The 23,350-nt window shown below is 71.9% G+C and carries 22 protein-coding genes; 8 read left to right on the top strand and 14 right to left on the bottom strand.

Features of this window, described 5'->3' with window-relative positions; translation table 11 throughout:
• The first annotated feature begins 41 nt into the window (after nucleotides 1-41).
• Together C8250_RS31420 and C8250_RS31415 are read left to right on the top strand one after the other, a co-directional pair.
• Nucleotides 42-926 carry an SDR family oxidoreductase gene (locus tag C8250_RS31420; protein WP_138356505.1) on the top strand — a complete coding sequence of 295 codons (885 nt, stop codon included), beginning with the start codon at nucleotides 42-44 and terminating at the stop codon, nucleotides 924-926.
• Between the two features lie 47 nt (nucleotides 927-973).
• The gene (locus tag C8250_RS31415) at nucleotides 974-1,420 is read left to right on the top strand and encodes a DUF3093 domain-containing protein (RefSeq protein ID WP_138356504.1); all 447 of its coding nucleotides are present in this window, start codon (nucleotides 974-976) and stop codon (nucleotides 1,418-1,420) included.
• On the opposite strand, the gene C8250_RS31410 is transcribed toward C8250_RS31415, so the two are convergent.
• The 4 genes from C8250_RS31410 to C8250_RS31395 all read right to left on the bottom strand — a co-directional run bounded on the left by C8250_RS31410 (nucleotide 1,407) and on the right by C8250_RS31395 (nucleotide 4,879).
• Nucleotides 1,407-2,153, bottom strand: coding sequence for a hypothetical protein (locus tag C8250_RS31410; protein ID WP_307811531.1), 747 nt, complete (start codon nucleotides 2,151-2,153; stop codon nucleotides 1,407-1,409). The genes C8250_RS31415 and C8250_RS31410 overlap by 14 nt on opposite strands.
• 14 nt (nucleotides 2,154-2,167) lie before the next feature.
• Nucleotides 2,168-2,470, bottom strand: a complete 303-nt coding sequence (locus C8250_RS31405) for a DUF4193 domain-containing protein (RefSeq protein WP_138356502.1) — start codon at nucleotides 2,468-2,470, stop codon at nucleotides 2,168-2,170.
• A 473-nt stretch (nucleotides 2,471-2,943) separates the two neighbouring features.
• Nucleotides 2,944-4,107 (bottom strand): HAMP domain-containing sensor histidine kinase, encoded by a 1,164-nt coding sequence (locus C8250_RS31400; RefSeq protein ID WP_187145337.1) that lies wholly within the window; start codon nucleotides 4,105-4,107, stop codon nucleotides 2,944-2,946.
• Between the two features lie 118 nt (nucleotides 4,108-4,225).
• Nucleotides 4,226-4,879: a response regulator transcription factor gene (locus C8250_RS31395; RefSeq protein WP_138357505.1), complete on the bottom strand. Its 654-nt coding sequence runs from the start codon at nucleotides 4,877-4,879 to the stop codon at nucleotides 4,226-4,228.
• Between the two features lie 237 nt (nucleotides 4,880-5,116).
• Between C8250_RS31395 and C8250_RS31390 the strand changes: the two genes are divergently transcribed.
• Complete coding sequence (locus tag C8250_RS31390; RefSeq protein WP_187145045.1) at nucleotides 5,117-5,290, top strand: hypothetical protein; 174 nt, start codon at nucleotides 5,117-5,119, stop codon at nucleotides 5,288-5,290.
• A gap of 174 nt (nucleotides 5,291-5,464) precedes the next feature.
• Here C8250_RS31390 and C8250_RS43795 read toward each other — a convergent pair whose 3' ends face one another.
• From C8250_RS43795 to C8250_RS31375, 3 genes are all read right to left on the bottom strand, one after another.
• Nucleotides 5,465-7,690, bottom strand: coding sequence for a right-handed parallel beta-helix repeat-containing protein (locus C8250_RS43795; protein WP_274599428.1), 2,226 nt, complete (start codon nucleotides 7,688-7,690; stop codon nucleotides 5,465-5,467).
• 242 nt (nucleotides 7,691-7,932) lie between these two features.
• Nucleotides 7,933-8,721, bottom strand: a complete 789-nt coding sequence (locus tag C8250_RS31380) for an inositol monophosphatase family protein (protein ID WP_244809470.1) — start codon at nucleotides 8,719-8,721, stop codon at nucleotides 7,933-7,935.
• Between the two features lie 8 nt (nucleotides 8,722-8,729).
• Complete coding sequence (locus C8250_RS31375; RefSeq protein WP_138357503.1) at nucleotides 8,730-9,857, bottom strand: ferrochelatase; 1,128 nt, start codon at nucleotides 9,855-9,857, stop codon at nucleotides 8,730-8,732.
• 115 nt (nucleotides 9,858-9,972) lie between these two features.
• Between C8250_RS31375 and C8250_RS31370 the strand changes: the two genes are divergently transcribed.
• The gene (locus C8250_RS31370; protein WP_138357502.1) at nucleotides 9,973-11,223 is read left to right on the top strand and encodes an MFS transporter; all 1,251 of its coding nucleotides are present in this window, start codon (nucleotides 9,973-9,975) and stop codon (nucleotides 11,221-11,223) included.
• Nucleotides 11,174-12,502 (top strand): D-arabinono-1,4-lactone oxidase, encoded by a 1,329-nt coding sequence (locus tag C8250_RS31365; RefSeq protein ID WP_187145044.1) that lies wholly within the window; start codon nucleotides 11,174-11,176, stop codon nucleotides 12,500-12,502. Before C8250_RS31370 ends, C8250_RS31365 begins: the two co-directional genes overlap by 50 nt.
• A 22-nt stretch (nucleotides 12,503-12,524) precedes the next feature.
• Here the strand turns inward: C8250_RS31365 and C8250_RS31360 are convergent, their stop codons facing one another.
• Nucleotides 12,525-13,349 carry a hypothetical protein gene (locus C8250_RS31360; protein ID WP_232485538.1) on the bottom strand — a complete coding sequence of 275 codons (825 nt, stop codon included), beginning with the start codon at nucleotides 13,347-13,349 and terminating at the stop codon, nucleotides 12,525-12,527.
• A gap of 425 nt (nucleotides 13,350-13,774) precedes the next feature.
• Between C8250_RS31360 and sepH the strand changes: the two genes are divergently transcribed.
• Entirely contained in the window at nucleotides 13,775-14,839 is a 1,065-nt protein-coding gene (gene sepH / locus C8250_RS31355) for a septation protein SepH (protein WP_138357500.1), read from the top strand.
• Between the two features lie 88 nt (nucleotides 14,840-14,927).
• Here the strand turns inward: sepH and C8250_RS31350 are convergent, their stop codons facing one another.
• Nucleotides 14,928-15,755, bottom strand: a complete 828-nt coding sequence (locus C8250_RS31350; protein ID WP_138357499.1) for a sulfurtransferase — start codon at nucleotides 15,753-15,755, stop codon at nucleotides 14,928-14,930.
• Nucleotides 15,756-15,969: 214 nt separating this feature from the next.
• On the opposite strand from C8250_RS31350, the gene C8250_RS31345 reads away from it, so the two are divergent.
• Entirely contained in the window at nucleotides 15,970-16,743 is a 774-nt protein-coding gene (locus C8250_RS31345) for a VOC family protein (protein ID WP_138357498.1), read from the top strand.
• Here C8250_RS31345 and C8250_RS31340 read toward each other — a convergent pair.
• The 4 genes from C8250_RS31340 to C8250_RS31325 are packed head-to-tail and all read right to left on the bottom strand — an operon-like array spanning nucleotide 16,724 to nucleotide 22,056.
• Entirely contained in the window at nucleotides 16,724-17,407 is a 684-nt protein-coding gene (locus tag C8250_RS31340) for a thymidine kinase (protein ID WP_138357497.1), read from the bottom strand. The genes C8250_RS31345 and C8250_RS31340 overlap by 20 nt on opposite strands.
• A gap of 54 nt (nucleotides 17,408-17,461) precedes the next feature.
• Nucleotides 17,462-18,661 carry a nucleotide pyrophosphatase/phosphodiesterase family protein gene (locus C8250_RS31335; protein WP_138357496.1) on the bottom strand — a complete coding sequence of 400 codons (1,200 nt, stop codon included), beginning with the start codon at nucleotides 18,659-18,661 and terminating at the stop codon, nucleotides 17,462-17,464.
• Nucleotides 18,661-19,245 (bottom strand): DUF5998 family protein, encoded by a 585-nt coding sequence (locus C8250_RS31330; protein ID WP_138357495.1) that lies wholly within the window; start codon nucleotides 19,243-19,245, stop codon nucleotides 18,661-18,663. Before C8250_RS31330 ends, C8250_RS31335 begins: the two co-directional genes overlap by 1 nt.
• 27 nt (nucleotides 19,246-19,272) lie before the next feature.
• A complete protein-coding gene (locus C8250_RS31325; RefSeq protein ID WP_138357494.1) occupies nucleotides 19,273-22,056 on the bottom strand; it encodes a bifunctional GNAT family N-acetyltransferase/acetate--CoA ligase family protein in 2,784 nt (927 codons plus the stop codon).
• 180 nt (nucleotides 22,057-22,236) lie between these two features.
• On the opposite strand from C8250_RS31325, the gene C8250_RS31320 reads away from it, so the two are divergent.
• Complete coding sequence (locus tag C8250_RS31320; RefSeq protein WP_138357493.1) at nucleotides 22,237-22,518, top strand: HPr family phosphocarrier protein; 282 nt, start codon at nucleotides 22,237-22,239, stop codon at nucleotides 22,516-22,518.
• Between the two features lie 122 nt (nucleotides 22,519-22,640).
• Here the strand turns inward: C8250_RS31320 and C8250_RS31315 are convergent, their stop codons facing one another.
• Nucleotides 22,641-23,342, bottom strand: coding sequence for a GntR family transcriptional regulator (locus tag C8250_RS31315; protein ID WP_138357492.1), 702 nt, complete (start codon nucleotides 23,340-23,342; stop codon nucleotides 22,641-22,643).
• Nucleotides 23,343-23,350: the final 8 nt, after the last annotated feature.

The following is a 23,350-nucleotide window of genomic DNA, read 5'->3' as shown; positions in this document are numbered from 1 at the left end:
TGACCCGTACCGGCTTCCACCCCACCTTGACCGGAGCGCACATGAGTCCCAAGTCCGTCGTCGTCACCGGAGCCGGCCGAGGCATCGGCCTCGCCGTCACCCTCGAGCTCGCGCACGCCGGATTCGACGTGATCGGCACGGTGCGGACGCCGGAGAAGGCCGAGACACTGCGGGCGGTGGTGGAACGTACGGGGGCGGCGGTGCGGACGGTACTGCTGGACGTGGCCGACGCGACGTCGTGCGTCCAGGCGTTCACGGAGATCGCGATGATGACGGACGGCGGCCCCTGGGCGGTGGTCAACAACGCGGGTTTCGCCCAGCCCGGTGCCGTCGAGGACGTGGGCGACGAGCAGGTGCGGCGCCAGCTGGAGACGAACCTGATCGCCCCGGCCCGTATCGCCCGGCTGGTGCTGCCGGCGATGCGGGAGCGCCGGGACGGCCGGATCGTCAACATCTCGTCGGTCGCCGGCCGGGTCTCGCTGCCGATGCTGGGCTGGTACTGCGCCAGCAAGCAGGGCCTGGAGTCGGTGACGGACGCGCTGCGCATGGAGACCGAGTCCTTCGGTGTGAAGGTCGTGCTGATCGAGCCGGGCTCGCACCGCACCGGGATCTGGGAGCAGGGCGCGGAGCTGCTGCCGGCCGGGCGGACCTCGGCCTACCGCGACCAGTACTCCGGCGCCGACCAGGTGGTGCGCGACGCCCGGACGCTGCCCGGTCCGCGTCCGGTGGCCCTGGCGGTCCTCAAGGCGCTGAACGCCCGGCGCCCGCTGGCGCGGTACCTGGTGGGCGGCGGCGCCCGCTCCGCGGCGGCCCTGGACGTGCTGGCGCCGACCGTCGCGACGGACTGGGCCAAGCAGCTCGCGAGCGGTCTGCGGGCCGCCCCGCCGCGGGTGGCGCGGGCGGTGGACCGGCTGCGCGGGAAGTGACCGGCCGGGCGGTGGACGGCCGGAAAGCGTCTGCCAAGCTGGGTGCCATGCAGCCCTACGACGAACGCCTCACCGTCCCGCGCTCCTGGTGGCTCCTGGCTCTGGGGGCGGGAGTCTCCGCCGCGCTGATCCTTTTCCCCTTCGGGGTGCTGCCGATGCTGGCGGGTCTGGCCGGCGGGACCGCGCTGGCGGCGATGGGCCTGAGTTCGTACGGTTCGGCGCGGATCCGGGTGGTGGCCGGCTCGCTGGTCGCCGGCGAGGCGAAGATCCCGGTCGCGGCGTTGGGCGAGGCGACGGTGCTGGACCCGGCGGAGACGATCGCCTGGCGCGGGCGGAAGGCCAACCCGCGCGCCTTCATGCTGCTGCGCAGCTACGTGCCGACCGCGCTCAAGGTGGAGATCACGGACCCGGCGGACCCGACGCCGTATGTCTATCTGTCGACGCGCTCCCCGGAGCGCCTGGCACAGGCCCTGGAGGCCGTCAGAGCTCGATAGCGGGAGGCGGGGGAGCCTGGGGCAGCTCGGGGCCGGGCAGCGCGTCCCAGGGGATCTGAGCGGCACGCAGGTCCTTTCGGACCTTCTCCGCGAGCCTCTTGGTGTCGCGCCGGTTCATCGTGGCGCCGACGGCCGCGCCGATCATGAACGGGGTCAGCGTCGGCAGGTTCCGCACCGTGCGCTTGATGAGCTGCTGGCGCAGCTCCCGCTTCATCTTGCCGCCGAGTGCGACGTTGAGCGAGGACAGCTTGAGCACGTCGATGCCGCGCTGCTCGGTCCACGACCACAGGTAGGCGGTCGCGCGCTCCCGTACGGTGCCGGCCGCACGGAGCCCATAGACCTCGTGCAGCTCGGCGATGAGCTTGTACTCGACTGCCGCGACGCCGAGCGTCTCCGCGGCCAGCTCCGCCGGCATGGCGGGCGGGGTCGGCAGCATCGCCGCCGCTCCCACGCCTGCTCCGACGGTCATGGTGCCCTTGACGGCACCGGCGATGAGTTTGTCCGCGATGTCCTCGGGACCCAGACCCGGGAACTGCTTGCGCAGTGTGTCCAGGTCGCGCACGGGGATGCGCGGGGCCGCGTCGACGAGCCGCTCGGCGAGCGAGCCCATACCGACCCGCGCGCCCCTGCCGCCCTTCCTGGCCCCGCTCTTCACCCCGCGCCCTATGGCGGCCGCGAGCGAGGCCGCACGGCCCCGCTCGTCGTCCTCCCGGCCCTCAGGCGAGCCCTTCACGGCTACCCGCTGCCTCAGGCCGCGCAGTCGCGGCAGATCGGGTCGCCGTTCTTCGCCTCGCCGGCCAGCTGGCTGCGGTGGTGCACCAGGAAGCAGGTCATGCAGGTGAACTCGTCCGCCTGCCGGGGAAGCACCCGGACCGAAAGCTCCTCGTTGGAGAGGTCGGCGCCGGGCAGCTCCAGGGACTCGGCCTGGTCGAACTCGTCGACGTCCACCGCGGACGTGGACTTCTCGTTCCGGCGAGCCTTCAGTTCCTCGATGCTGTCCTCATTGACGTCATCGTCAGTCTTGCGTGGTGTGTCGTAATCCGTTGCCATGTGTCGCTCTCCCCCTCTGGGTATCTGCTGGTGTCTGCGCACGTAACGCGCGGGAGGCCGGACTTGTGCCCGACCTGAGGCGGAGATTTTGCCTCACATCAAGGCCTGTTACTCAATCGACACCCAACGTCACCCCGGATGAGGTGATCGTGGCAGTGGCCGATCAGGACCTGTTCCGGTCTGAAAGTCGCACATCACTCGTGCCAACACGTGTACTTCCCGTGATCATGACCAGCGGAAACATGGATTTTCCGGTCTTTTTTCGGGCGTAGTGATCACGCAGGGTAGGCAGGACCGGAATTCCAGGTGTGATCAATCACACCAGCTCCCCTCGATTCACAGACCGCGAAATTACTCGCAAAGCGAACACGATCCGACCCTCACGAGGGGTTCTGCGGCCCTCGGAAGACCCTTCGGAAGACTTCGGCCGACCACGGCGGACCCTGCCACCGGGTCCGCCGTCGGGTTCGCGGTCAGAGCGGGATCACCACCCGCATGACCAGGCCACCGCCCTCCCTCGGCTCCGCCGAGATGAAGCCGCCGTGAGCGCGCGCCACGGAGCGCGCGATGGACAGCCCCAGGCCCACGCCCTTGTCGCTGCCCGTTCGCTCCGTACGGAGCCGGCGGAAGGGCTCGAAGAGGTTGTCCACCTCGTAGGCGGGCACCACCGGGCCGGTGTTCGTCACTATCAGCAGGGCCTGGCCCGCCTCGGTGCCGGTCGTCACCTCGACCCAGCCGTCGGCCGTGTTGTACCGGACGGCGTTCTGCACCAGGTTCAGCGCGATCCGCTCCAGCAGCACGCCGTTGCCCTGCACGACCGCCGGCCCGAGCTCGCTGCGCAGCTCCACGCCCTTGGCCTGCGCCTCGGCGCGGGTCTGGTCGAGCGCCTGGGAGGCCGCCTCCGCGACGTCCACCGGCTTGCGGTGCACGATCTCGTTGTCGCTGCGGGCGAGCAGCAGCAGGCCCTCCACGAGCTGCTCACTGCGCTCGTTGGTGGCGAGCAGGGTCTTGCCGAGCTGCTGGAGGTCGGCCGACGCCTCCGGGTCGGCCAGCTGCACCTCCAGGAGCGTGCGGTTGATCGCCAGTGGCGTCCGCAGTTCGTGCGACGCGTTGGCCACGAAGCGGCGCTGCGCGTCGAAGGACCGCTCCAGCCGGTCGAGCATGTCGTCGAAGGTGTCGGCGAGCTCCTTGAGCTCGTCGTCCGGTCCGTCGAGCTCGATCCGGCGCTTGAGGTCGGAGCTGACCACGCCGCGCGCGGTGCGGGTGATCCTGCCCAGCGGCGAGAGCACCCGCCCGGCCATCACGTAGCCGAAGGCGAAGGCGACCACGGTCAGCCCTATGAGGGCCATCAGCGAGCGCCTGAGCAGCGTGTTGAGCGCCAGCTCGCGCTGGTGCTGCATGCAGATGTTCAGCGCGGCGTTGAACTGGTCGATGGTGCTGCTGCCGCTGCTGCTCTGCAGATTGGGACACGCGTCCGTCGGCTGCACATTGGCGCCCAGCAGCCGGAAGGGCAGCTCCATGCCCTGGTGCAGCGCCTGTGCGGCCAGCAGGTAGTTGATCCACAGCAGCAGGACGCCCGCGATCAGGAACATGCCGCCGTACAGGACCGTCAGCCGTATCCGGATCGTCGGCCGCAGCCACGGGGGCGGCGCCTCGGTTTAAGCAGCAGGTCCCAGCCGGGGCGGCGGGGAGCGGCCCGGTCGGCGGGTGGCCTGGCGGGGGGCGGGGGCGGGGCGGAGGAAGTGGTCACGCCGGTCAGATCCGGTATCCGGAGCCCGGCACGGTGACGATCACCGGGGGCTCGCCGAGCTTGCGGCGCAGCGTCATGACCGTCACCCGCACCACGTTCGTGAACGGGTCGGTGTTCTCGTCCCACGCCTTCTCCAGGAGCTGCTCGGCGGAGACCACCGAGCCCTCGCTGCGCATCAGCACCTCCAGCACCGCGAACTCCTTCGGCGCCAGATGCACCTCGGCGCCGTCCCGGAAGACCTCCCGGCGGTTGGGGTCGAGCTTGATGCCGGACCGCTCCAGGACCGGCGGCAGGGCCGTGGTCGTCCGGCGGCCCAGCGCGCGGACCCGTGCGGTCAGCTCGCTGAACGCGAAGGGCTTGGGGAGATAGTCGTCGGCGCCCAGTTCCAGCCCCTCCACCCGGTCGCTCACATCGCCGGCGGCGGTGAGCATCAGCACCCGGGTCGGCATCCCCAGCCCGACGATCTGCCGGCAGACGTCGTCACCGTGGACGACCGGAAGGTCACGGTCGAGGACCACGACGTCGTAGTCGTTCACCCCGATCCGCTCCAGGGCGGCGCCGCCGTCGTACACGACGTCGACGGCCATGGCCTCGCGGCGAAGTCCGGTGGCAACCGCATCGGCGAGCAGTTGCTCGTCCTCGACGACCAGTACGCGCAAGGCGCTGTTCCTTCCGTGAGCAGTACGAATGTGCTCCCATCCTGCACCGGACGGCCGTAAACCGGCGGTAAGTGGCGACCGGACCGGAATTCGTCGTCCGCTCGAGGTTTCCTCGTCGCCGGGCCCGGGGAGGACCCGTCGTACACCCACCAACCAAGCCCCGACGCGCTTCCCGCCGCGCCGTTATGGGCTTTGACACACCCCGTGTCAACGACGACGACGAGGGGGCGCCAGCTGATGGACGCATTCACCACCGGAATCCTGCAGCGGATACACAGCACTGAATCCGACCTCCACCACGCCCGTGAGGCCGGCGACGAGTTCCTTGCCGAGGTCGAACAGGGCGAGCTCGACGATCTGCGGCGCCTGGCCGCGGAACACGGCGTGCACATCCAGTCCAAGGTCGCCTGACCAGTACGCCTGACCAGTACGCCCGGCCGGGCCGCCAGGCCACGGCCCCCGAACCGGAACGGCAGAGCAGCAGCCGTCGGCACGCCCCGGACACCTCCCTGGTGCCGGGGCGCTTCCGTGCCCGCTGCCGCACCCGGACGGGCGTGCGGCAGCGGGCGGTCGTCAGCCGAGCGGTCAGACGGAGTGGTAGCCGAGGACGTCGACCACCAGGTCGATGTTCCCGCCGCTGCCGTTGAAGAACGAGATCTTGCCGTCCCCGATCGGGACGACGACCTGGTTCGGGACCGTCTGGCCGGCGATCCAGTTGATGTTGGAGGCCACCGGCTTCTGCTGCCCGTGCGGGTACACCGTCAGAAAGCCCGGGGCGCCCGTGCCGGTCACCGTCACGTTGAGCGTGAGCGACGTGGTATCGGAGGTCTGGTAGCAGTTGAGGGCGACATCGAGCGTTCCGCCGGGCGGGATGACGGCGGCCGGGCGGCTCCGGTCGGTGCAGTCGCTCGGGTCGGCCTTACGGGTGTCCAGCACCCGGAAGGGCGTCTCGGCGTGGAAGGTGTTGTGTCCCTGGTCGCTGTAGTAGCCGGCCACGTCCGCGATGACCTGCACCGTGCCAGAGCCGGTGCCCCCGCTGTAGAAGGACACCTTGCCGTCCACCACGGGGACCGTCACCAGGTTGGCGACGGTCCTGCCCGGCGCCCAGTTGAGGTTCGAAGCGACCGGACGGGTCGCGCCGTGCGGGTACACCGTCAGGAAGCCGTAGGCGGTCGGCGCGGTCGTCGTCACGTTCAGCGTCACCGCGGTGACGCCGGTCGCCGGGACGCCGTTGGTACCCGCGATCTGGAGATCGACGGAGCCGCCGGAGCGGACCGCGCCCTGCGGCGCGCCCGTGCCGTTCCTGGTGTCCATTGCCCGGGTGGGGCCCGCGGTGGTGAAGACGCTTCCCTTGGCGCTGTAATAGCCCGCCAGGTCGGCGATCACATCGGTGGTGCCCTGACCACCGCGCTGGATGGTGATCCGGCCGTTGTCGCCCACCGGAACGGTCACCAGGTTGGCGACGGTGTCGCCCGCCGCCCAGTTGAGGTTCGAGGCGATCGGCTTCGAATAGGTCGGGTAGACGGCCAGAAAGCCCGCGCCGGTGGTACCGGTGGCGGTGACGTTCAGGGTCACCGCGGTGACGCCGGTGGCCGGCACCCCGTTCCGGCCGGTCACCTGAAGCTGCATGGAGACGGCCGTCGGCAGCTGCGTGGCGTCACCATGCGACGAGCGGGTGTCCAGCAGACGCGTCGGCCCCTGCGGGGTGTAGAGGCTGCCGACGTCCAGCCACTCCCGGGCACCCCGGTCCCGGTGGCCGCCGCCGCTGTTCGGCGTCAGCGGGTCGTCCACCGCCTTGTTGCCCTGGGAGTCGACGTCGAGCATCCCGGGGGCGGTGATGTCCGCCGAGTCGATGGCCGGCAGCGGCTTGGCGTGCTTGTCGCCCTTCCAGGGGACGAGCGGATCGGCGAAGAAGTCGTGCGTGCCCTGGCCGGTCGCGGACCTGAAGGCCGGCTGGTACCCGTACGCGGTGCCCGCCCAGTTGTACGCCGACCGGCCGTCGATCGTGCTGAGGACGTTGTAGTCCGTCTTCGTTCCGGTGACGGAGCCCGGGGCCACGGTCAGGCGGGTGGGGTGCTCCGAGAAGCACTCGAAGGAGTCCCAGCCGGGCACGTCGGTCGGCGCGATGACGTTGTTCGCGATCGTCGCACCGGAGGAGGCCCCGGCCAGCACGATGCCGTCGTGGCAACGGCTGAAGACGGAGTTGCCCACCACGACCGCGCCGGGTGAGTCCGTGACGGAGATCCCGTCGCCGTCATACGCGTTCACGTGGTTCGTGGTCAGCACGGCGCCCTTGACACCGGGGTCCACCACGATGCCGGGACCGCTGATGACGTCGAGGTTCAGGCGCCCGACGGTGACCTTCTCGGAGGTGCCGAGCACGTGGACGGCGGCCGTGGCGGCCCCGGTCACCCATCCGCTGACGTACGACACGTCCGAGGAGTTCTCGATCCGCACCCCCTCGTCGACGGCGGCGAAGTTGAGGCTCTTGATCCGGATGTGCTGGGCGCCGCTGATCGTCAGCCCGCGGGCCGTACCGCCGGCGTCGCGCTTGCCGATGGTGGCCGAGTAGTAGGCGCTGGACCACACCCCGGATGAGGACACGGGGTCCCCGACGAGAGTGATCGGGGCGGCCTCCGTGCCCGACTTGGTGAGATTGACCTGCTCGGGATAGGTCCCCTGCGGCGCGATGTGCACCGTCTGGCCGGGCTGCACCGCGGCGACCGCGGCGGAGACGGTGCAGAACGGCTTGGCCTCCAGGCCGGAGCCGGTGTCCGTGCAGTGCGCGGACGCCGCGTTGTTGACGTACAGGTTGGCCGGAGCGGCGGCCGCGGCCGGCTGCAGGACGACCGGAAGGGCGACCGCCCCCAGCAGTGCGGCGGCGCCCCACGCGCCTATGCGAATGTTGATGATTCCCCCATGAACGATGCTGAACGGCCCCCCTTGAGCCGCTCGGCGATCATTTCACAGGGCCCTGACACAGCACCCGGAGCGCCCTTCCCGCGAGCGCTGCCCGACCCGCTGCCGCCCGCGGACGGCCGTGCCGGTCCAGGTCAGTCGTGCCAGGCTCCCAGGTCCTCCAGCAGGCCCTGGAGCGCCTCGAAGAGGCCGGGTCCCGCGGCGACGGTCAGCTCGTTCGAGGGAGCCTGCCCGGGGCGCCCGCCGGTGCGGACGCCCGCCTCCCGGGCGAAGAGGGCGCCGGCCGCGAAGTCCCAGGGATTCAGGCCGCGCTCGTAGTACGCGTCCAGCCGTCCGCAGCCCACGTCGCAGAGGTCGATCGCGGCGGATCCGCCGCGCCGGATGTCGCGCACCTTCGGCAGCAGGGTGCGCAGCACCTCCGCCTGCGTCACCCGGCGGTCGGTGAGGTAGCTGAAGCCGGTGCCGACCAGCGCGTGCGCGAACTCGGGCACCGGGCGCGGCCGGGCCGGGGTGTCGTTGACGAAGGCGCCCTGCCCGAGCACCGCCCGGTAGGTCTCGCCGCGCATCGGGGCCGCGACGACCCCCACCACCGTCTCGCCGTCCACCTCGGCCGCGATGCTCACGGACCAGGAGGGCAACCCGTACAGGTAGTTGACGGTGCCGTCGAGCGGATCGACGACCCATCGCACCCCGCTGGTGCCCGGGCTCTCGGTGCCCTCCTCGCCGAGGAAGCCGTCCTGGGGACGGTGCTTCGCGATCAGTTCGGTGATCAGCTTCTCGGCGGCGATGTCCATCTCGGTGACGACGTCGATCGGGCTCGACTTGGTGGCCGCCACCCCGAGGTCGGCCGGCCGGCCGGTGCGCAGCAGTTCGCCCGCCTTGTGGGCGGCTTCCAGCGCGATCTCCAGCAGTTCGGTGCTCACGGCTCTCCTCAGTCGGTGCCCGCGACAGCGGGCTGGGGGCTCCGGGACGGGCAGCAGCCCGCCGGGCAGACGTCGTGGCTCGGACCGAGCGAGCCCAGCGCGCAGGGCCGCGGTGCCAGGCCGCGCTCGCTCGCCGCCCGCTCCAGGACCAGGTCGCGCACGGCGGCGGCGAACCGGGGGTCGGCGCCCACGGTCGCGGCCCGCGCGACCGGCAGCCCCAGTTCGGCGGCCTTGGCGGCCGCCTCGGTGTCGAGGTCGTACTTGACCTCCATGTGGTCGGAGACGAAGCCGATCGGCACCATGACGACGGCGGGCACGCCGCCCTCGTGCAGCTCCGCGAGGTGGTCGCAGATGTCCGGCTCCAGCCACGGGATGTGCGGGGCGCCGCTGCGCGACTGGTAGACGAGCTGCCAGGGGTGCTCGGTGCCGGTCGCCTCCCGTACCGCGTCGGCGATCACCCGGGCGGTGTCCAGGTGCTGCGCCACGTAGGCGCCGCCGTTCCCGTGGCCCTCCACCGGGCCCGAGGTGTCGGCGGCGGCGGTCGGGATGGAGTGCGTGGCGAACGCCAGATGGGCGCCGGCCCTGACCTCGACGGGCAGTTCGCCGAGCGCGGTGAGGACCGCGTCGGTCATGGGTTCCACGAAGCCGGGGTGGTTGAAGTAGTGCCGCAGCTTGTCCACGCTCGGCACCGGCCTGCCCTCGGCCGCGAGCTCGGCGAGGGCGCCGGCCAGGTTCTCCCGGTACTGGCGGCAGCCGGAGTAGGAGGCGTAGGCGCTGGTGGCGAGCACCAGGATGCGGCGGTGCCCGTCGTCGGTCATCTCGCGCAGCGTGTCGACCAGGTAGGGCGCCCAGTTGCGGTTGCCCCAGTAGACCGGCAGGGCGAGGCCGTGCTCGCCGAAGTCCTTGCGCAGCGCGTCGAGCAGCTCGCGGTTCTGCGCGTTGATCGGGCTGACCCCGCCGAACAGGAAGTAGTGCTGCCCGACCTCCTTGAGCCGCTCCCGCGGGATGCCCCGGCCGCGGGTGACGTTCTCCAGGAACGGGACGACGTCGTCGGGTCCCTCGGGGCCGCCGAAGGACAGCAGGAGCAGCGCGTCATAGGGCACGGCCGCGGGACCGGCCTCGTTGTGATCGGACATGGGTCCGATCCTGCCACTGGTGCCCGGCGTCCAGAAAAGCGATTGCCCTGCCACGTAACCTGTGGAGGACAGTCACAAGCCTTACCGACGCCGGCGAAGACGCCGTGGAGTGCCCGTGTCCAGCCCGTATCGCGCGATCTTCGCAGCACCTGGAACCAAGGGTTTCTCGGCCGCCGGTTTCATCGGCCGGCTGCCGCTGTCGATGCTGGGCATCGGCATCGTGACGATGATCTCCCAGGTCACCGGCCGCTACGGGCTGGCGGGCGCGCTCTCCGCGACGCTCGCGATGTCCGGCGCCGTGATGGGCCCGCAGGTGTCCCGGCTCGTTGACCGCTACGGGCAGCGCCGCGTGCTGCGCCCGGCGGCCGGGGTCACCGTGATGGCGGTGGCGGGGCTGCTGCTGTGCGTCGTGTGGGACGCGCCGGACTGGACGCTCTTCGTCTTCGCCGTCATGGCGGGCGCCACTCCGAGTCTGGGCGCGATGGTCCGGGCCCGCTGGGCGGTGATCCACCACGGCACCCCCGCGATGCACACCGCGTACTCCTTCGAGTCGGTGGTCGACGAGGTCTGCTTCATCGTCGGCCCGATCCTGTCGATCGGGCTGTGCACCGTCTGGTTCCCCGAGGCCGGCCCGCTGCTCGCGGCGGTCTTCCTCGCGATCGGCACGTTCCTGCTGACCGCTCAGCGCTCGACGGAACCGGTCCCGCACCCCACGGCCTCCCACGCGGGCGGCTCGGCGCTGCGCTCCCCCGGCCTCCAGGTGCTGGTGACCACCTTCGCCTGCACCGGCGCGATCTTCGGCTCGGTCGAGGTCACGACGGTGGCCTTCGCCGACGAGCTGGGCCACAAGGCCGCGGCCAGCCTGGTCCTCGCGGTGTACGCGTTCGGCTCCTGCGTCGCGGGGCTGGCCTTCGGGCTGCTCCGGCTGAAGGGGCCCGCCTTCCGGGGCTTCCTGGTGGGTGTGTGCGTGATGGCTGTGAGTATGATCCCGCTCCTACTGGTCGGAAACTTGTGGTTCCTGGCCGTAGCGCTGTTCGCCGCGGGCCTGTCCATCGCACCGACGATGGTCATCACCATGGCCCTGGTCGAACAGCTGGTACCGCGTGCGAAGCTGACCGAAGGCATGACGTGGGTGAGCACAGGCATCACGGTCGGCGTGGCTCTCGGAGCCTCGGTGTCCGGGTGGGTGATCGACTCGTCGGGGGCGGAGGCGGCGTTCTCGGTACCGGCCGCCGCCGGGGCACTCGCCGTGGTGGTGGCGGTCCTGGGGTTCCGCCGGCTGCGGCCGGCGCCGGAGCAGGAGGGGGCGCGTACGTATGAGCACGACGAGCACGATGAACGGAACCGCCGAGAAGGCGTGGCGTAACTGGGCGGGGAACGTCACCTCCCAGCCGCGGCGCAGTGTGTCGCCGGCCTCGGTGGACGAGCTGTCCGCCGCCGTTCGCCAGGCCGCCGAGGACGGGCTGACGGCGAAGGCCGTGGGCACCGGGCACTCGTTCACCGCCGCGGCCGCCACCGGTGGGGTCCTCATCCGGCCGGACCGGCTGGCGGCGATCCGGGAGATCGACCGCGAGCGCGGCACGATCACCGTGGAGGCGGGGGTTCCGCTCCACCAGCTGAACGCGGCGCTGGCCGCCGAGGGCCTGTCGCTGACCAATATGGGCGACATCATGGAGCAGACGGTGGCGGGCGCCACCAGTACCGGCACCCATGGCACCGGCCGTGACTCGGGATCGATATCCGCCCAGATCAAGGGCCTGGAACTGGTGCTGGCCGACGGCTCCGTGCTGACCTGCTCGGCGGACGAGAACGCCGATGTCTTCGCGGCGGCCCGGCTCGGGCTCGGCGCCCTCGGGGTGATCAGCGCGATCACGTTCGCGGTCGAACCGCTGTTCCTGCTCACCGCCCGCGAGGAGCCGATGGGCTTCGACCGGGTCATGGCGGAGTTCGACCAGCTGACGACGGAGAACGAGCACTTCGAGTTCTACTGGTTCCCGCACACCGACAGCTGCAACACCAAGCGCAACAACCGCAGTCAGGGCCCGGCCGCCCCGCTCTCCCCCGTCAAGGGCTGGATCGACGACGAGCTGCTCTCCAACGGCCTGTTCCAGGCCGCCTGTTCGCTCGGAAAGGCCGCTCCCGGCACCATCCCCGGCATCGCGAAGGTCTCCAGCCGCGCGCTGTCGGCCCGTACGTACACCGACATCGCGTACAAGGTCTTCACCAGTCCGCGCCGGGTGCGGTTCGTGGAGATGGAGTACGCCGTGCCGCGCGAGGCCGCGGTCGGGGCGATCCGCGAGCTCAAGGCGATGGTCGAGTCGTCGGGGCTGCGGATCAGCTTCCCGGTGGAGGTGCGGATCGCGCCCGCCGACGACATCACCCTGTCCACCGCCTCCGGCCGCGACAGCGCGTACATCGCCGTCCACATGTACCGGGGCAGCCGCTACCAGGAGTACTTCACCGCGGCCGAGAAGATCATGACCGCGCACGAGGGCCGGCCGCACTGGGGCAAGGTCCACACCCGTGACGCGGAGTACTTCTCCGGGGTCTATCCGCGCTTCGGCGAGTTCACCGCCCTGCGCGACCGGCTGGATCCGCAGCGGCTCTTCGGCAACGACTACCTGCGGCGGGTGCTCGGCGCGTAGGACCGCTCAGGGTCCTACGCGCTCAGTTCTGCGTCCCGGCGCCCGCGGCGGCCCCCTGGGCGCCGGGAGACGCGCTGCCGCCCGCCCCGCCCTTGCCGTCGTCCGAGGACTGGCCGGGGTCCGGGGTCGGCGAGGTGCTGGTGCTCGGGCTGCCGCCCGAGGACGGGGAACCGCTGGGATCTGGCGTCGGCGAGCCGCTGCCGCTCCCCGAGGGGGTCGGTGACGGCGACGAGGACTCCGAAGGAGTCGTCGACGATCCGGGCGAGGGGGTGTCCCCGGGGGTGCGGGCCGGATCGGAGGCCGGGGCGCTCGGCCGGTCGGCCGGCGGCCGGTGGTGCGATCCGCCGCCGTCGAAGACCGCCGTGACCGACGGCTCCGATCCGGTGGCCAGCTCGATCGAGGTGACGGTGCCCATCGCCAGCACGAAGACGACCACGGCGCCGATCGCCGACTTGCGCCAGCCGCGCTTGGTCGTGCCGTGCACGGTCGCCTCGCCGTACTCCCCGTCGGGGATCCCGTCCTCGCCCGGTGGCGGCAGCTCTTCCAGCAGCCGGGCGGAGCCCGCCTCCGGGTCCGTCCCCGGGACGGAGACCGGCAGGTGCCGGGTGGACACCGTGCGGATCTGCTCGCCGGTGCGCCGGAAGAAGTGCTGGAAGACCGTGCCGCCCGCGGTGGCCACGATGCTGACCACGCCGGCGCCGATGATCGTCCCGTACACACCGAGCTGCGACGCCAGGAGTGCCGCGGTCACGGCCGCCAGCGCACTGCCCGCCACTTGGGGGACGCTCAGGTCCAGCCGTCCCCGCTGGGACGTTTCCTCGCGCTCGTCCTTTTCGTCCATATCCATACCTGGGTAGCCGATCTCATCCTCCTTGCACAGAGAAGAGACATATGGGCGAAGGCAGTAGTTCCACTTGCGGCCATTCTGTGAGCCTCGCCACTCAACTCCCTTGTCGCGGAGGAACTTCGGCAGCGCCGCAACCCACCCCAGTGGCCCGAATGGAGTACTGTGGCGAATCCTGGCTCCGGCTTCCCGTCCGGTTGCCCGGACCAACGGGAGGGGAGCCCGGAGGCGGTGCTCATCCCGGGGTGCCGCGTTTGGTCACTCTGAGTGGTCAACTGGTCACCGTCCCATAACGGCGAGTCACGGCACCTGCCCGACACGCCGGGTAACCCTGCAAGGTTGTGGCGTGCCGCACCTGGGCAGGCCACACTCGTCCAACGGGAGCAGCGACGCACGTGACGTCGGCAGGCACCACCCGGGAGGTTCCCATGCCCGAACTGCGTGTCGTGGCCGTCAGCAACGACGGCACACGACTGGTGCTCAAGGCTGCAGACAGCACGGAATACTCGCTCCCCATCGACGAGCGACTCCGGGCAGCGGTACGCAATGACCGTGCCCGCCTCGGCCAGATCGAGGTCGAGAGCCACCTGCGGCCAAGGGACATCCAGGCACGGATACGAGCCGGAGCCTCAGCGGAAGAGGTCGCCCAGACCGCCGGTATTCCGGTGGAACGGGTCCGCCGCTTCGAGGGTCCGGTGCTCGCCGAGCGCGCCTTCATGGCCGAGCGGGCCAGGAAGACCCCGGTGCGGCGGCACGGCGAGAGCGCCGGACCGCAGCTCGGTGAAGCGGTCGCGGAGCGGCTGCTGCTGCGCGGCGCCGAGAAGGAGACCGTTCTCTGGGACTCCTGGCGGCGCGACGACGGCACCTGGGAAGTCCTGCTGGTCTACCGGGTGGCCGGTGAACCGCACTCCGCGAGCTGGACGTACGACCCGCCCCGGCGGCTCGTCCAGGCCGTGGACGACGAGGCACGGGCGCTGATCGGCGAGACCACCCAGCAGGAGACCCCGGAGACCCAGGACTCCAAGGAGCCGCCGAGCTTCCCCTTCGTGCCGCGGATCGCCCGGCTGCCCAGGGACCGCCCGCTGGACCGGGCGCTCGACCGGCAGCTGGAACGGCCCGACCGGCCGCAGGAGCGCAGTGCCGAACGTGCCGAGGAGGACCGGGACTCGCTGACCAGCCTGCTGGAGGCGGTGCCGAGCTTCCGCGGCGACATGGTCGTACCGTCACCGCCGTCCGCGCCCCCGGAGACCGCTCCGGCGGAGCAGCCGGAGGAGCCGGCGGCCGAGGAGGCCGCTCCGCCCGCGGCGAGCACGGGTGCGGGCTCCGCTTACGCGGACGTCCTGATGCCGCGGGCCGTCGCGGGCCACCGCGACCGGCTGGTCGGCACCACGGACCGGCAGGCCGAGGCGGACGGTGTCCGGCCGGGACGCCGGGCGACGGTGCCCAGCTGGGACGAGATCGTCTTCGGCAGCCGCCGTAAGAAGCAGGAGTAACCGCAGAAATCGACGGTAAGGGGCGGCGCACCTGGTGCGCCGCCCCTTACCTGTTCGCCCTACCCCTGTCCGGGGCCCTGTTCCGAGGTCAGCCCGGCTGCGCGCCGGTGGCGACCGGGCGGTCCGGGTCGGCCGTCCATTCGCTCCACGAACCCACGTACAGCGCGGCGGGGATGCCCGCGACCGCCAGCGCCAGCACCTCCTGCGCCGCCGAGACGCCGGAGCCGCAGTAGACGCCGACCTCGGCGGAGTCCTTGGCGCCCAGCTCCGCGAACCGGGCCGCCAGCACCTCGGCCGGCAGGAAACGGCCGTCCGCCGCGAGGTTCTCCGTGGTCGGAGCGCTCACCGCGCCCGGAATGTGGCCGGCGACGGGGTCGATCGGCTCGACCTCGCCCCGGTAGCGCTCGCCCGCCCTGGCGTCGAGCAGCAGACCGCGCCGGGCCAGCGCCGCCGCGTCCTCGGCGGTCAGCAGCGGGGTCGATCCGACGGCGGGGGTGAAGTCACCGTGGGCGGGATCCGCCGTTCCGGTCTCCAGCTGCAGCCCGGCGGCGGTCCAGGCGGCCAGCCCGCCGTCCAGGACCCGGACCCGGGTGTGGCCGGTCCAGCGCAGCATCCACCAGGCGCGAGCGGCGCCCCAGCCCTGCGCGGCATCGTAGACGACCACGTCACGGTCGGCGCTGACACCGGCCGCGCGCATCGCGGCGCCGAAGACCTCCGGGTCGGGCAGCGGGTGCCGGCCGGCCGCGCCGGGTTCGCCGGCCAGCTCGGATTCGAGGTCGACGTAGACCGCTCCGGGAATGTGGCCCGCCTCGTACTCCGGACGGCCCGGAGGGGCCCCGAGCTGGTAGCGGACGTCGAGGACGGTGGTCCGGCTCAGCTCGCTCGCGAGTTCGGCTGCAGCGATAATGGGTTCCATACGTCCATTGTGGGCCTCACACGTCGGACGTTCGACTGATCGCCATCGCGCGGCCACCGTCTCGAAACGGAAGTCAAATACCAAAACGGGCACTATTCAGCACTTAGGGGTTGGATGCGGCGCGGCCGGGGCGCACCGCGGGCCCGGTGGTGGAACCATCGACTTCGGCACCTCCCCCGAATGCCCCGCGCGCCGGCCCCGAGGAGAGAATTCAATGACCGAGGTACCGAGCCGGCGTCCCCCCGGCACGCCCTGCTGGGTCAGCTTGATGGCACACAATCTGGATGCGGCCCAGGAGTTCTACGGTGCCCTGTTCGGATGGGAGTTCCACGAGGGACCGCAGCACCTCGGCCCCTATGTCCGGGCCGAGCTGGGCGGGCGGCAGATCGCCGGGATCGGAGACGGCCCGAAGGACCGGCATCTGCCGGTCTCCTGGACCACGCTGCTGGCCTGCGACGACGCGGACGTCACCGCGGAGCTGATCCGTGAGTGCGGCGGCACGGTGGGCGTCGGCCCGCTGGACGCGGACCACGAGGGGCGGATGGCGGTGGCCGTCGACCCGTCGGGCGCGGTCTTCGGCATCTGGCAGGCCCAGCGCCACCCCGGCGCCGACGTGATCGGCGAGCCGGGCACGCTGGCCTGGAACGAGCTGGTGACGCGCGAGTCGTCGACCGTCGCGAAGTTCTACACCGATGTCTTCGGGTACGAGACGGAGCCCGAGGCGGCGGCGGACTTCGACTACCTCACCCTACGGCTGAAGGGCCGCCCGGTGGCCGGGATCCACGGCGTCGGCCAGTCGCTGCCCCGCGACCGGGGCGCGCACTGGATGACGTACTTCGCCGTGGCGGACACCGACGCGGCGACCCGCCGGGTGGTCGAGCTGGGCGGCCGGGTGCTGCAGCCGGCCCGTGACTCCGGCTACGGGCGGCTGGCGACGGTGGCCGATCCCGAGGGTGCCGTCTTCACCGTCATCGACGCGGCCCGCTGACCCCGTTCCGGTCGACTGCCTGGTCCACCGGCAGGACGTCCGGGGACAGGGTCGCGGCCTGAGCGCTCGCCGCCGTCATCCGCCGGGTGTGGTGACGGCGGCACAGCACCTCGTAACCCACCTCGCTGGCCGGGCGGTTGACGTCGCCGACGACGACCTGCGCGCCTTCGACGACCATCTGGCCGTCTATGGTGCGGGCGTTGTGGGTGGCGCGGGCCCCGCACCAGCACAACGCCTCGACCTGCAGGACCTCGATACGGTCGGCCATCTCGACGAGCCGCTGCGATCCGGGGAAGAGCTTGGTCCTGAAGTCGGTGGTGATGCCGAAGGCGAAGACGTCCAGGCCCAGGTCGTCGACGATCCGGGCGAGCTGGTCGATCTGGGCGGGCGCGAAGAACTGCGCCTCGTCGACCAGGACGTAGTCGGCACGGCCGCCGCCCGACAGGTGCGAGACCACATAGCCGTAGAAGTCGACGTCGTCGGCGGCCTCGATCGCCTTGGTGGACAGGCCCAGCCGGGAGGAGAGCACGCCCTCGCCCGCCCGGTCGTCGCGGGTGAAGATCATGCCCTGCAGCCCCCGCGTCGAGCGGTTGTGCTCGATCTGAAGAGCGAGGGTGCTCTTTCCGCAGTCCATCGTTCCGGAGAAGAACACAAGCTCGGGCATGAGGAGGACGTCGGCCTTTCGGGAAGCAGGACGGAGGAGGGGCTGCGCTGCGGGTCAGGAACGTACTTCGAGCAGCGGTACCTGCTGCTCGACGGGGGTCATCGAGCCGTGCAGGCCGACCATCTGGGACTCCCCCGCCTCGGTGCGGCTCGCGATGACCGCGATGTCGTCGCGGGCCACGGCGATCACATCGCCGATCCTGCCGAGCACCCGTTCGTCGACGGGGTCGCCGGGGCGGCCGAACCAGCCTGCCGCGACGGCCTCTTCGCGGGTGGCCACCCACATCTGCTCGCCGAGCACCTCGCTCCACACCGTGTACACGTCGGCAGCGGCGCCCGGCACGGCGTAGACATGGCGGGCGCGGGCCTCGCCGCCGAGGACGGCGACGCCGGCACTCAGCTCCCAGTCCTCGTCGAAGTCGATCCTGGACTCGTCGTCGAACGGGATGTCGATCATGCCGTGGTCGGCGGTGATGTACAGCGCGGAGCGCGGCGGGAGTTGCTCGGCCAGCCGCTGGGCGAGCCGGTCGACCATCATCAACTGGCCGCGCCAGGCGTCGGAGTCGACGCCGTGCCGGTGGCCCATGGAGTCCAGCTCGCTGTAGTACGTGTAGACGAGCGTCCGGTCGGCGGCGCCGAGCCGGTCGGCCGCCAGGTCCATCCGCTCGTCACCGGTGAGCCGGCCGTGGAAGGTGCCGCCGCTGAGCGCGATCTTCGTCAGCGGGGTGTGCTGGAAGTTCGGCGAGGACACCTGGCACGTCTCGACCCCGGCGGCGTCGGCGAGCTGGAAGACGGTGGGGTACGGCTGCCACACGTGCGGATCGGTCCAGGGCTGCCAGCGCAGCTGGTTCATCAGCCGGCCGGAGGACGGATCCAGGACGGTGTAGCCGGCGAGCCCGTGGCGGGCCGGCGCCAGGCCGGTGCCGACCGAGGCGAGCGAGGTCGCGGTGGTGGACGGGAAGCCCGCGGTGAGCGGCTGCCCGGTGCCGCCGGTCGAGGTGTGCATCAGGGAGGCGAGAAAGGGCGCCTCCTCGGGGTGCGCGCGCAGCAGTTCCCAGCCCATGCCGTCGACCAGGAAGACGCAGACGCGGTCGGCGGGGGCCAGTTCGAGGCCGGTGGCGGGCATCCCGGGGACGGCGAGCCCGGCGGTGGCCGCGGGGAAGAGGTCGCAGAGCGAAGCGGTGCCGTAGAGCGGTGCCGGTGCGGTACGCGGATCCAGTGGCGCGGGGTCGTAAGCGGGTACGGCGTGCACCATCAGCGGTCGGCCGCCGTCGCCTCGGAGAGCGCCTGCGCGAAGGCCAGGGCCTGGCGTACCGCGTCGGGCCCGTCGCCGGCCTCGCTGACGCGGAGTGACAGGTCGTCGGCGGTCGAGGAGCCGGTGTAGCCGTGGTCGGCGTCGCAGTTGGGGTCGCCGCAGGCGGCGGGCTCCAGGTCCAGCCGGCTGACGGCGCCCCAGCCGATGGTCAGCACGACCTCGCGCGGCAGCGTGCCGGGTACGTACGCCTCGGGGTTGGCCACCACGCGGCTGACCACCACGGACGAGATCCGGCCGATCTTCACGGACTCGGTGGAGGTGGTCGCGTACGGGGTCGGGGACGTGTCGTCGGCGGCCTGCTCGTCGGTGTGGCTCACGATGAAGCGGTGGTCGGTGATGACCAGCACCGTCACATGCCGGCGCACCTCGTTCGCGTCGAACGTCGTCTCCTGATGGACCAGGTACGACGCCACCGGTTCGCCGCCCACCGCTGCCTCGACGGCCTCGGCCACCAGGGCCGGGTAGTAGCCGCTGCGCTCGATGGCCGTGCGCAGGCCCTGGGTCGTCATACCGGTCTTCGCCATGGGGTCCATCTTAAGGGCGGGTACCGCTCAGAAGGACGACAGTGCGCGTGGTCCGAGATCGGTTCTGGCGGGCGGCCGGTCGAGCCGGACGGATGCTCCCAGCACCGTGAGGCCGTGGGCTGCGACGACCACCGGCTCCAGGTCGACGGCGACCACTTCCGAGAGGTCGTCGACCAGCAGCGAGACCCGCAGCAGCAGCTCCTCCAGGGCCGCCGTGTCCACCGGTTCGCTGCCGCGCCAGCCGAAGAGCAGCGGGGCGGCCTTGATGGAGCGCACCAGTTCCGCGGCGTCCCGGTCGGTGGCCGGCACCAGCCGGTGCGAGGTGTCCCCCAGCAGCTCCGAGGGGGCTCCGGCCAGGCCGAACGAGAGCACGGCGCCGACCGCCGGGTCGACCGTGGCGCGGACGACGGTGTCCACCCCGCGCGGTGCCATCGCCTGCACCACCAGCAGCAGCTCCTCCGGTTTGCCGAGCCGCGCGGTCAGCTCCTCGTAGGCCCGCCGCAGATCGCCCTCGTCGGCGAGGTCGAGCCGGACCCCGCCGAGGTCGGCCCGGTGCCGCAGGTGCGGCGCCGTCGTCTTGAGCGCCACCGGGTAGCCGAGCCGCCCCGCGGCGGCCAGCGCCGCGGCGATCCCGGGCGCGGGCAGCGCGGACCGCACGGTGATCCCGTAACGCCCCAGAAGCGCGGCGGCGGCCGCCTCGTCGAGGACGACGCCGTGCTCGCCCTCGGTCTCCCCCGCGTCCAGCAGCCGTGCCACATCGGCGGCCGCCGCGCTCTCCTCGATGTCCGTGAACTGCGGCACCCGGCCGGGCGTCTCGGCCCCCTGCCGCCACCGCGCGTACTCCACCGCCTCCGCCAGCGCCCGCACCGCACGGTCGGCGGCGGGATACGCGGGAACCCGCGCCTGGGCGCTCCCGTCCGCAGCGGCTTCGGCCCCGTCGGACGCGGCCTCCGGGACCGGGGCGCCCAGCCGGTCGGCCATGGTCTCCAGGGCGAGATGGGCGACGACGACGGGTTTGCCGGAGCCGGCCGCGGCAGCGCGCAGCGCGCGGGCGAGGGCGGGGTCGTCGCCGGACTCGGGGTCGGGGGCGTCCTCGCAGCCGACCCGGGGGATGGCGGTGACGACCACCGCGTCGCTGCTGTCGTCGGCCAGTGCCGCGGTGAGCGCGGTCCTGAAGTCGTCGGGCCCGGCCGAGGTGGTGAGGTCGATCGGCGCGATCGGCCGCAGCCCGGCGGTCAGCGCCGCGTCGTAGGTGAGCAGGCCGAGGGAGTCGGAGTTGCCGAGGATCGCGACCCGGCCGCCGCGCGGGATGGGCTGGAAGGAGAGCAGCAGGCCCACGTCCAGGAGTTCGGTGACCGTGTCGACGCGGATCACCCCGGCCTGCCGGAAGAGCGCGGACACCGTGCTGTCCGGGATCCGGGTCGGGGACACGGCGTGCCCGGCCGGGGTGGTGCCGGAGTGCAGGGCGCCCTTGACGACCACGACGGGCTTGCTCGCGGCGGTCCGCTTGGCGAGCCGGGTGAACTTGCGCGGGTTGCCGAAGGATTCGAGGTACATCAGGACCGCGTCGGTGTCCGGGTCGTCCTGCCAGAACTGCAGCAGGTCGTTGCCGGAGACATCGGCCCGGTTGCCCGCCGACACGAACGAGGAGAGGCCGGCGCCGCGCCGGTGCAGTCCGGAGAGCAGCGCGATGCCGATCGCGCCGGACTGGGTGAACAGCCCGAGCCGTCCGGTGGCCGGGACCTCGGGCGAGAGCGAGGCGTTGAGGCGTACGCCCGCCGCGGTGTTGACGATGCCGAAGGCGTTGGGGCCGATGACCCGCATGCCGTACGAGCGGGCCTGGCGCACCAGTTCGCGCTGCCGCTCCCGGCCCTCGGGGCCGGATTCGGCGTAGCTGGCGGTGACCACGACCAGCCCCTGGACGCCGTGTTCGCCGCAGGCCGCGACGGCGGCGGGCACGTTCTCGGCGGGCACCGCGATGATCGCCAGGTCGACGGGTTCGGGGATCCCGGCGACGGTGCGGTGCGCGCGGACGCCGTCGAGGGTGCTCTCGCCTTCGGGGAACGAGCGGTTGACCGCGTGCACCCGGCCGGTGAAGCCGCCCGCGACCAGGTTGCGCAGCAGGGTGCGGCCGACGCCGCCGGGCCGCCGGCCCGCGCCGATCACCGCCACCGACCGGGGGGTGAGCAGCCGCTGCACCGAACGGGCTTCGGCGCGGTGCTCGCGGGCCCGCATCACCTGGACCGACGCCTCGGTGGGCTCCAGGTCGAGTTCGAGGTGGACGACGCCGTCGGTGAAACTGCGCTGCTGGGTGTAGCCCGCGTCGGTGAAGACCTTGACCATCTTGCGGTTGGCGGGCAGCACTTCGGCGATGAAGCGCAGGATGCCGCGCTCGCGGGCGACCGCCCCGATGTGCTCCAGCAGCGCGGAGGCCACCCCGCGGCCCTGGTGGGAGTCCTGGACGAGGAACGCCACCTCGGCCCGGTAGGCGTCCCCGCTGGCCGGCCGGCCCTCCGCGTCGATGCGGTCGTAGCGGACGGTGGCGATGAACTCGTCGCCGATGGTGGCGGCCAGGCCCACCCGGTCGTCGTAGTCGTGGTGGGTGAAGCGGTGCACGTCGCGGTCGGAGAGCCGGGGGTACGGCGCGAAGAAGCGGTAGTACTTCGACTCGTCGGAGACCTGCTCGTAGAAGTCCACCAGCCGCTGGGCGTCGCCGGGCCCGATGGGCCGGATGTGGGCGATGCCGCCGTCGCGCAGGACGACGTCCGCTTCCCAGTGCACCGGATACGGGCGGGGGGCCGGAGTCGTCATGGGGCCAGGGTATGCGGACAGGTGTCCGGGCGCGCCTTGCTGACCGGGCTGCTGTCCGGGTGTGCCCGGATAGCGTGGGGTCATCGCAGCGGGCAGGCTGAACTGCGTCGAGGTGCCTGAGCAGTCTTCCGCCCGTGCGAGACTGGTCTAGACAACAGGAACGACCTGAAGGGCTACACCATGGTTGAGCGCCGTGTCACCGTCGGCTGGGCCGAGGGCCTGCACGCCCGCCCCGCTTCACTCTTCGTCCGCGCGGTGACCGCCGCCGGCGTCCCGGTGACCATCGCGAAGGCGGACGGCAACGCCGTCAACGCGGCCTCGATGCTGGCCGTGCTCGGCCTGGGCGCGCAGGGCGGCGAGCCGATCGTGCTCGCGTCGGAGGCCGATGGCGCCGACGCCGCGCTCGACCGGCTGGCCAAGCTGGTCTCCGAGGGCCTCGAGGAACTCCCCGAAGCCGTCTGAGCCCATGGGCGTAGGCCCGTGCAGGAATTCGGCGGGGCCGCGTTGTCCGAATGGATAACGCGGCCCCGCCTTTCTTTATTCAGGGCCACGATAATTCTGCCCACTTGTATACGGCGCCATTGTTAATTCCGCCGCCGCGCCGCGTATACAGGGTGTTTCGGAGTCCTCACCGCGACCGCGCGCTCCACATGCCCGGCCGAGATCTTCCGGGCCCGTTCCGCGTCGCCGCGGGCCACGGCGTCGACTATCGCGCCGTGCTCCTCCCAGGACTCCACCGCCCGGCCGGGGTCACCCTCCCCGTACACCCAGGCGATCTTGTGCCGCAGCTGGGTGAGCAGCGCGGCCAGGGTGGGGCTGCCGGAGGCCTGGGCGAGCGTCTCGTGGAACCAGCCGCTCAGGGACGGCAGATCCGACAGCTGGCCCTGCTGGGAACGTTCCTGGCCCAGCCGCACCAGCCCGCGCAACACCTTGAGGTGGGCGTCCGTGCGCCGCTGTGCGGCCCTGGCGGCCCCCAGCGGCTCCAGGAGGCCGCGGATCTCCAGCAGGTCGGCCGCCTCCTGCTCCGTCGGCTCCGCGACGGAGGCGCCCGCGTGCCGGCGGGTACGGACGAACCCCTCCGACTCCAGGGTGCGCAGCGCCTCACGCACCGGGACCCTGGAGACCCCGTACCGCCTCGCCAGCAGCTCCTCGGTCAGCCGGCTGCCCGGCGGATAGAAACCGCCGACGATGTCGTCACGGATCGCGGTGCACACGACCTGTGCGGAGATACGACGCCCCGCGCCGTCCGTCCCGTTCACACCCGATTCCGCATCGCCGGTCTCCATTCTTTTCC

This window comes from Streptomyces sp. So13.3 (genome assembly GCF_005860785.2).
In the GTDB taxonomy this organism is placed as follows: Bacteria; Actinomycetota; Actinomycetes; order Streptomycetales; family Streptomycetaceae; genus Actinacidiphila; species Actinacidiphila fildesensis.
The sequence above is the reverse complement of the archived record's forward strand: the minus strand, read 5'-3'. Positions and strand labels throughout refer to the sequence as shown.

Coding starts and splice junctions, on each gene's coding strand:
- C8250_RS31415 (WP_138356504.1), top strand. CDS start 974: ATGCAGCCCTACGACGAACGCCTCACCGTCCCGCGCTCCTGGTGGCTC.
- C8250_RS31375 (WP_138357503.1), bottom strand. CDS start 9,857: ATGTCCGATCACAACGAGGCCGGTCCCGCGGCCGTGCCCTATGACGCG.
- C8250_RS31330 (WP_138357495.1), bottom strand. CDS start 19,245: ATGGCGAAGACCGGTATGACGACCCAGGGCCTGCGCACGGCCATCGAG.
- C8250_RS31390 (WP_187145045.1), top strand. CDS start 5,117: ATGGACGCATTCACCACCGGAATCCTGCAGCGGATACACAGCACTGAA.
- C8250_RS31325 (WP_138357494.1), bottom strand. CDS start 22,056: ATGACGACTCCGGCCCCCCGCCCGTATCCGGTGCACTGGGAAGCGGAC.
- C8250_RS31360 (WP_232485538.1), bottom strand. CDS start 13,349: ATGGATATGGACGAAAAGGACGAGCGCGAGGAAACGTCCCAGCGGGGA.
- C8250_RS31420 (WP_138356505.1), top strand. CDS start 42: ATGAGTCCCAAGTCCGTCGTCGTCACCGGAGCCGGCCGAGGCATCGGC.
- sepH (WP_138357500.1), top strand. CDS start 13,775: ATGCCCGAACTGCGTGTCGTGGCCGTCAGCAACGACGGCACACGACTG.
- C8250_RS31365 (WP_187145044.1), top strand. CDS start 11,174: ATGAGCACGACGAGCACGATGAACGGAACCGCCGAGAAGGCGTGGCGT.
- C8250_RS31315 (WP_138357492.1), bottom strand. CDS start 23,342: ATGGAGACCGGCGATGCGGAATCGGGTGTGAACGGGACGGACGGCGCG.
- C8250_RS31350 (WP_138357499.1), bottom strand. CDS start 15,755: ATGGAACCCATTATCGCTGCAGCCGAACTCGCGAGCGAGCTGAGCCGG.
- C8250_RS31335 (WP_138357496.1), bottom strand. CDS start 18,661: ATGGTGCACGCCGTACCCGCTTACGACCCCGCGCCACTGGATCCGCGT.
- C8250_RS31340 (WP_138357497.1), bottom strand. CDS start 17,407: ATGCCCGAGCTTGTGTTCTTCTCCGGAACGATGGACTGCGGAAAGAGC.
- C8250_RS31405 (WP_138356502.1), bottom strand. CDS start 2,470: ATGGCAACGGATTACGACACACCACGCAAGACTGACGATGACGTCAAT.
- C8250_RS31320 (WP_138357493.1), top strand. CDS start 22,237: ATGGTTGAGCGCCGTGTCACCGTCGGCTGGGCCGAGGGCCTGCACGCC.
- C8250_RS31345 (WP_138357498.1), top strand. CDS start 15,970: ATGACCGAGGTACCGAGCCGGCGTCCCCCCGGCACGCCCTGCTGGGTC.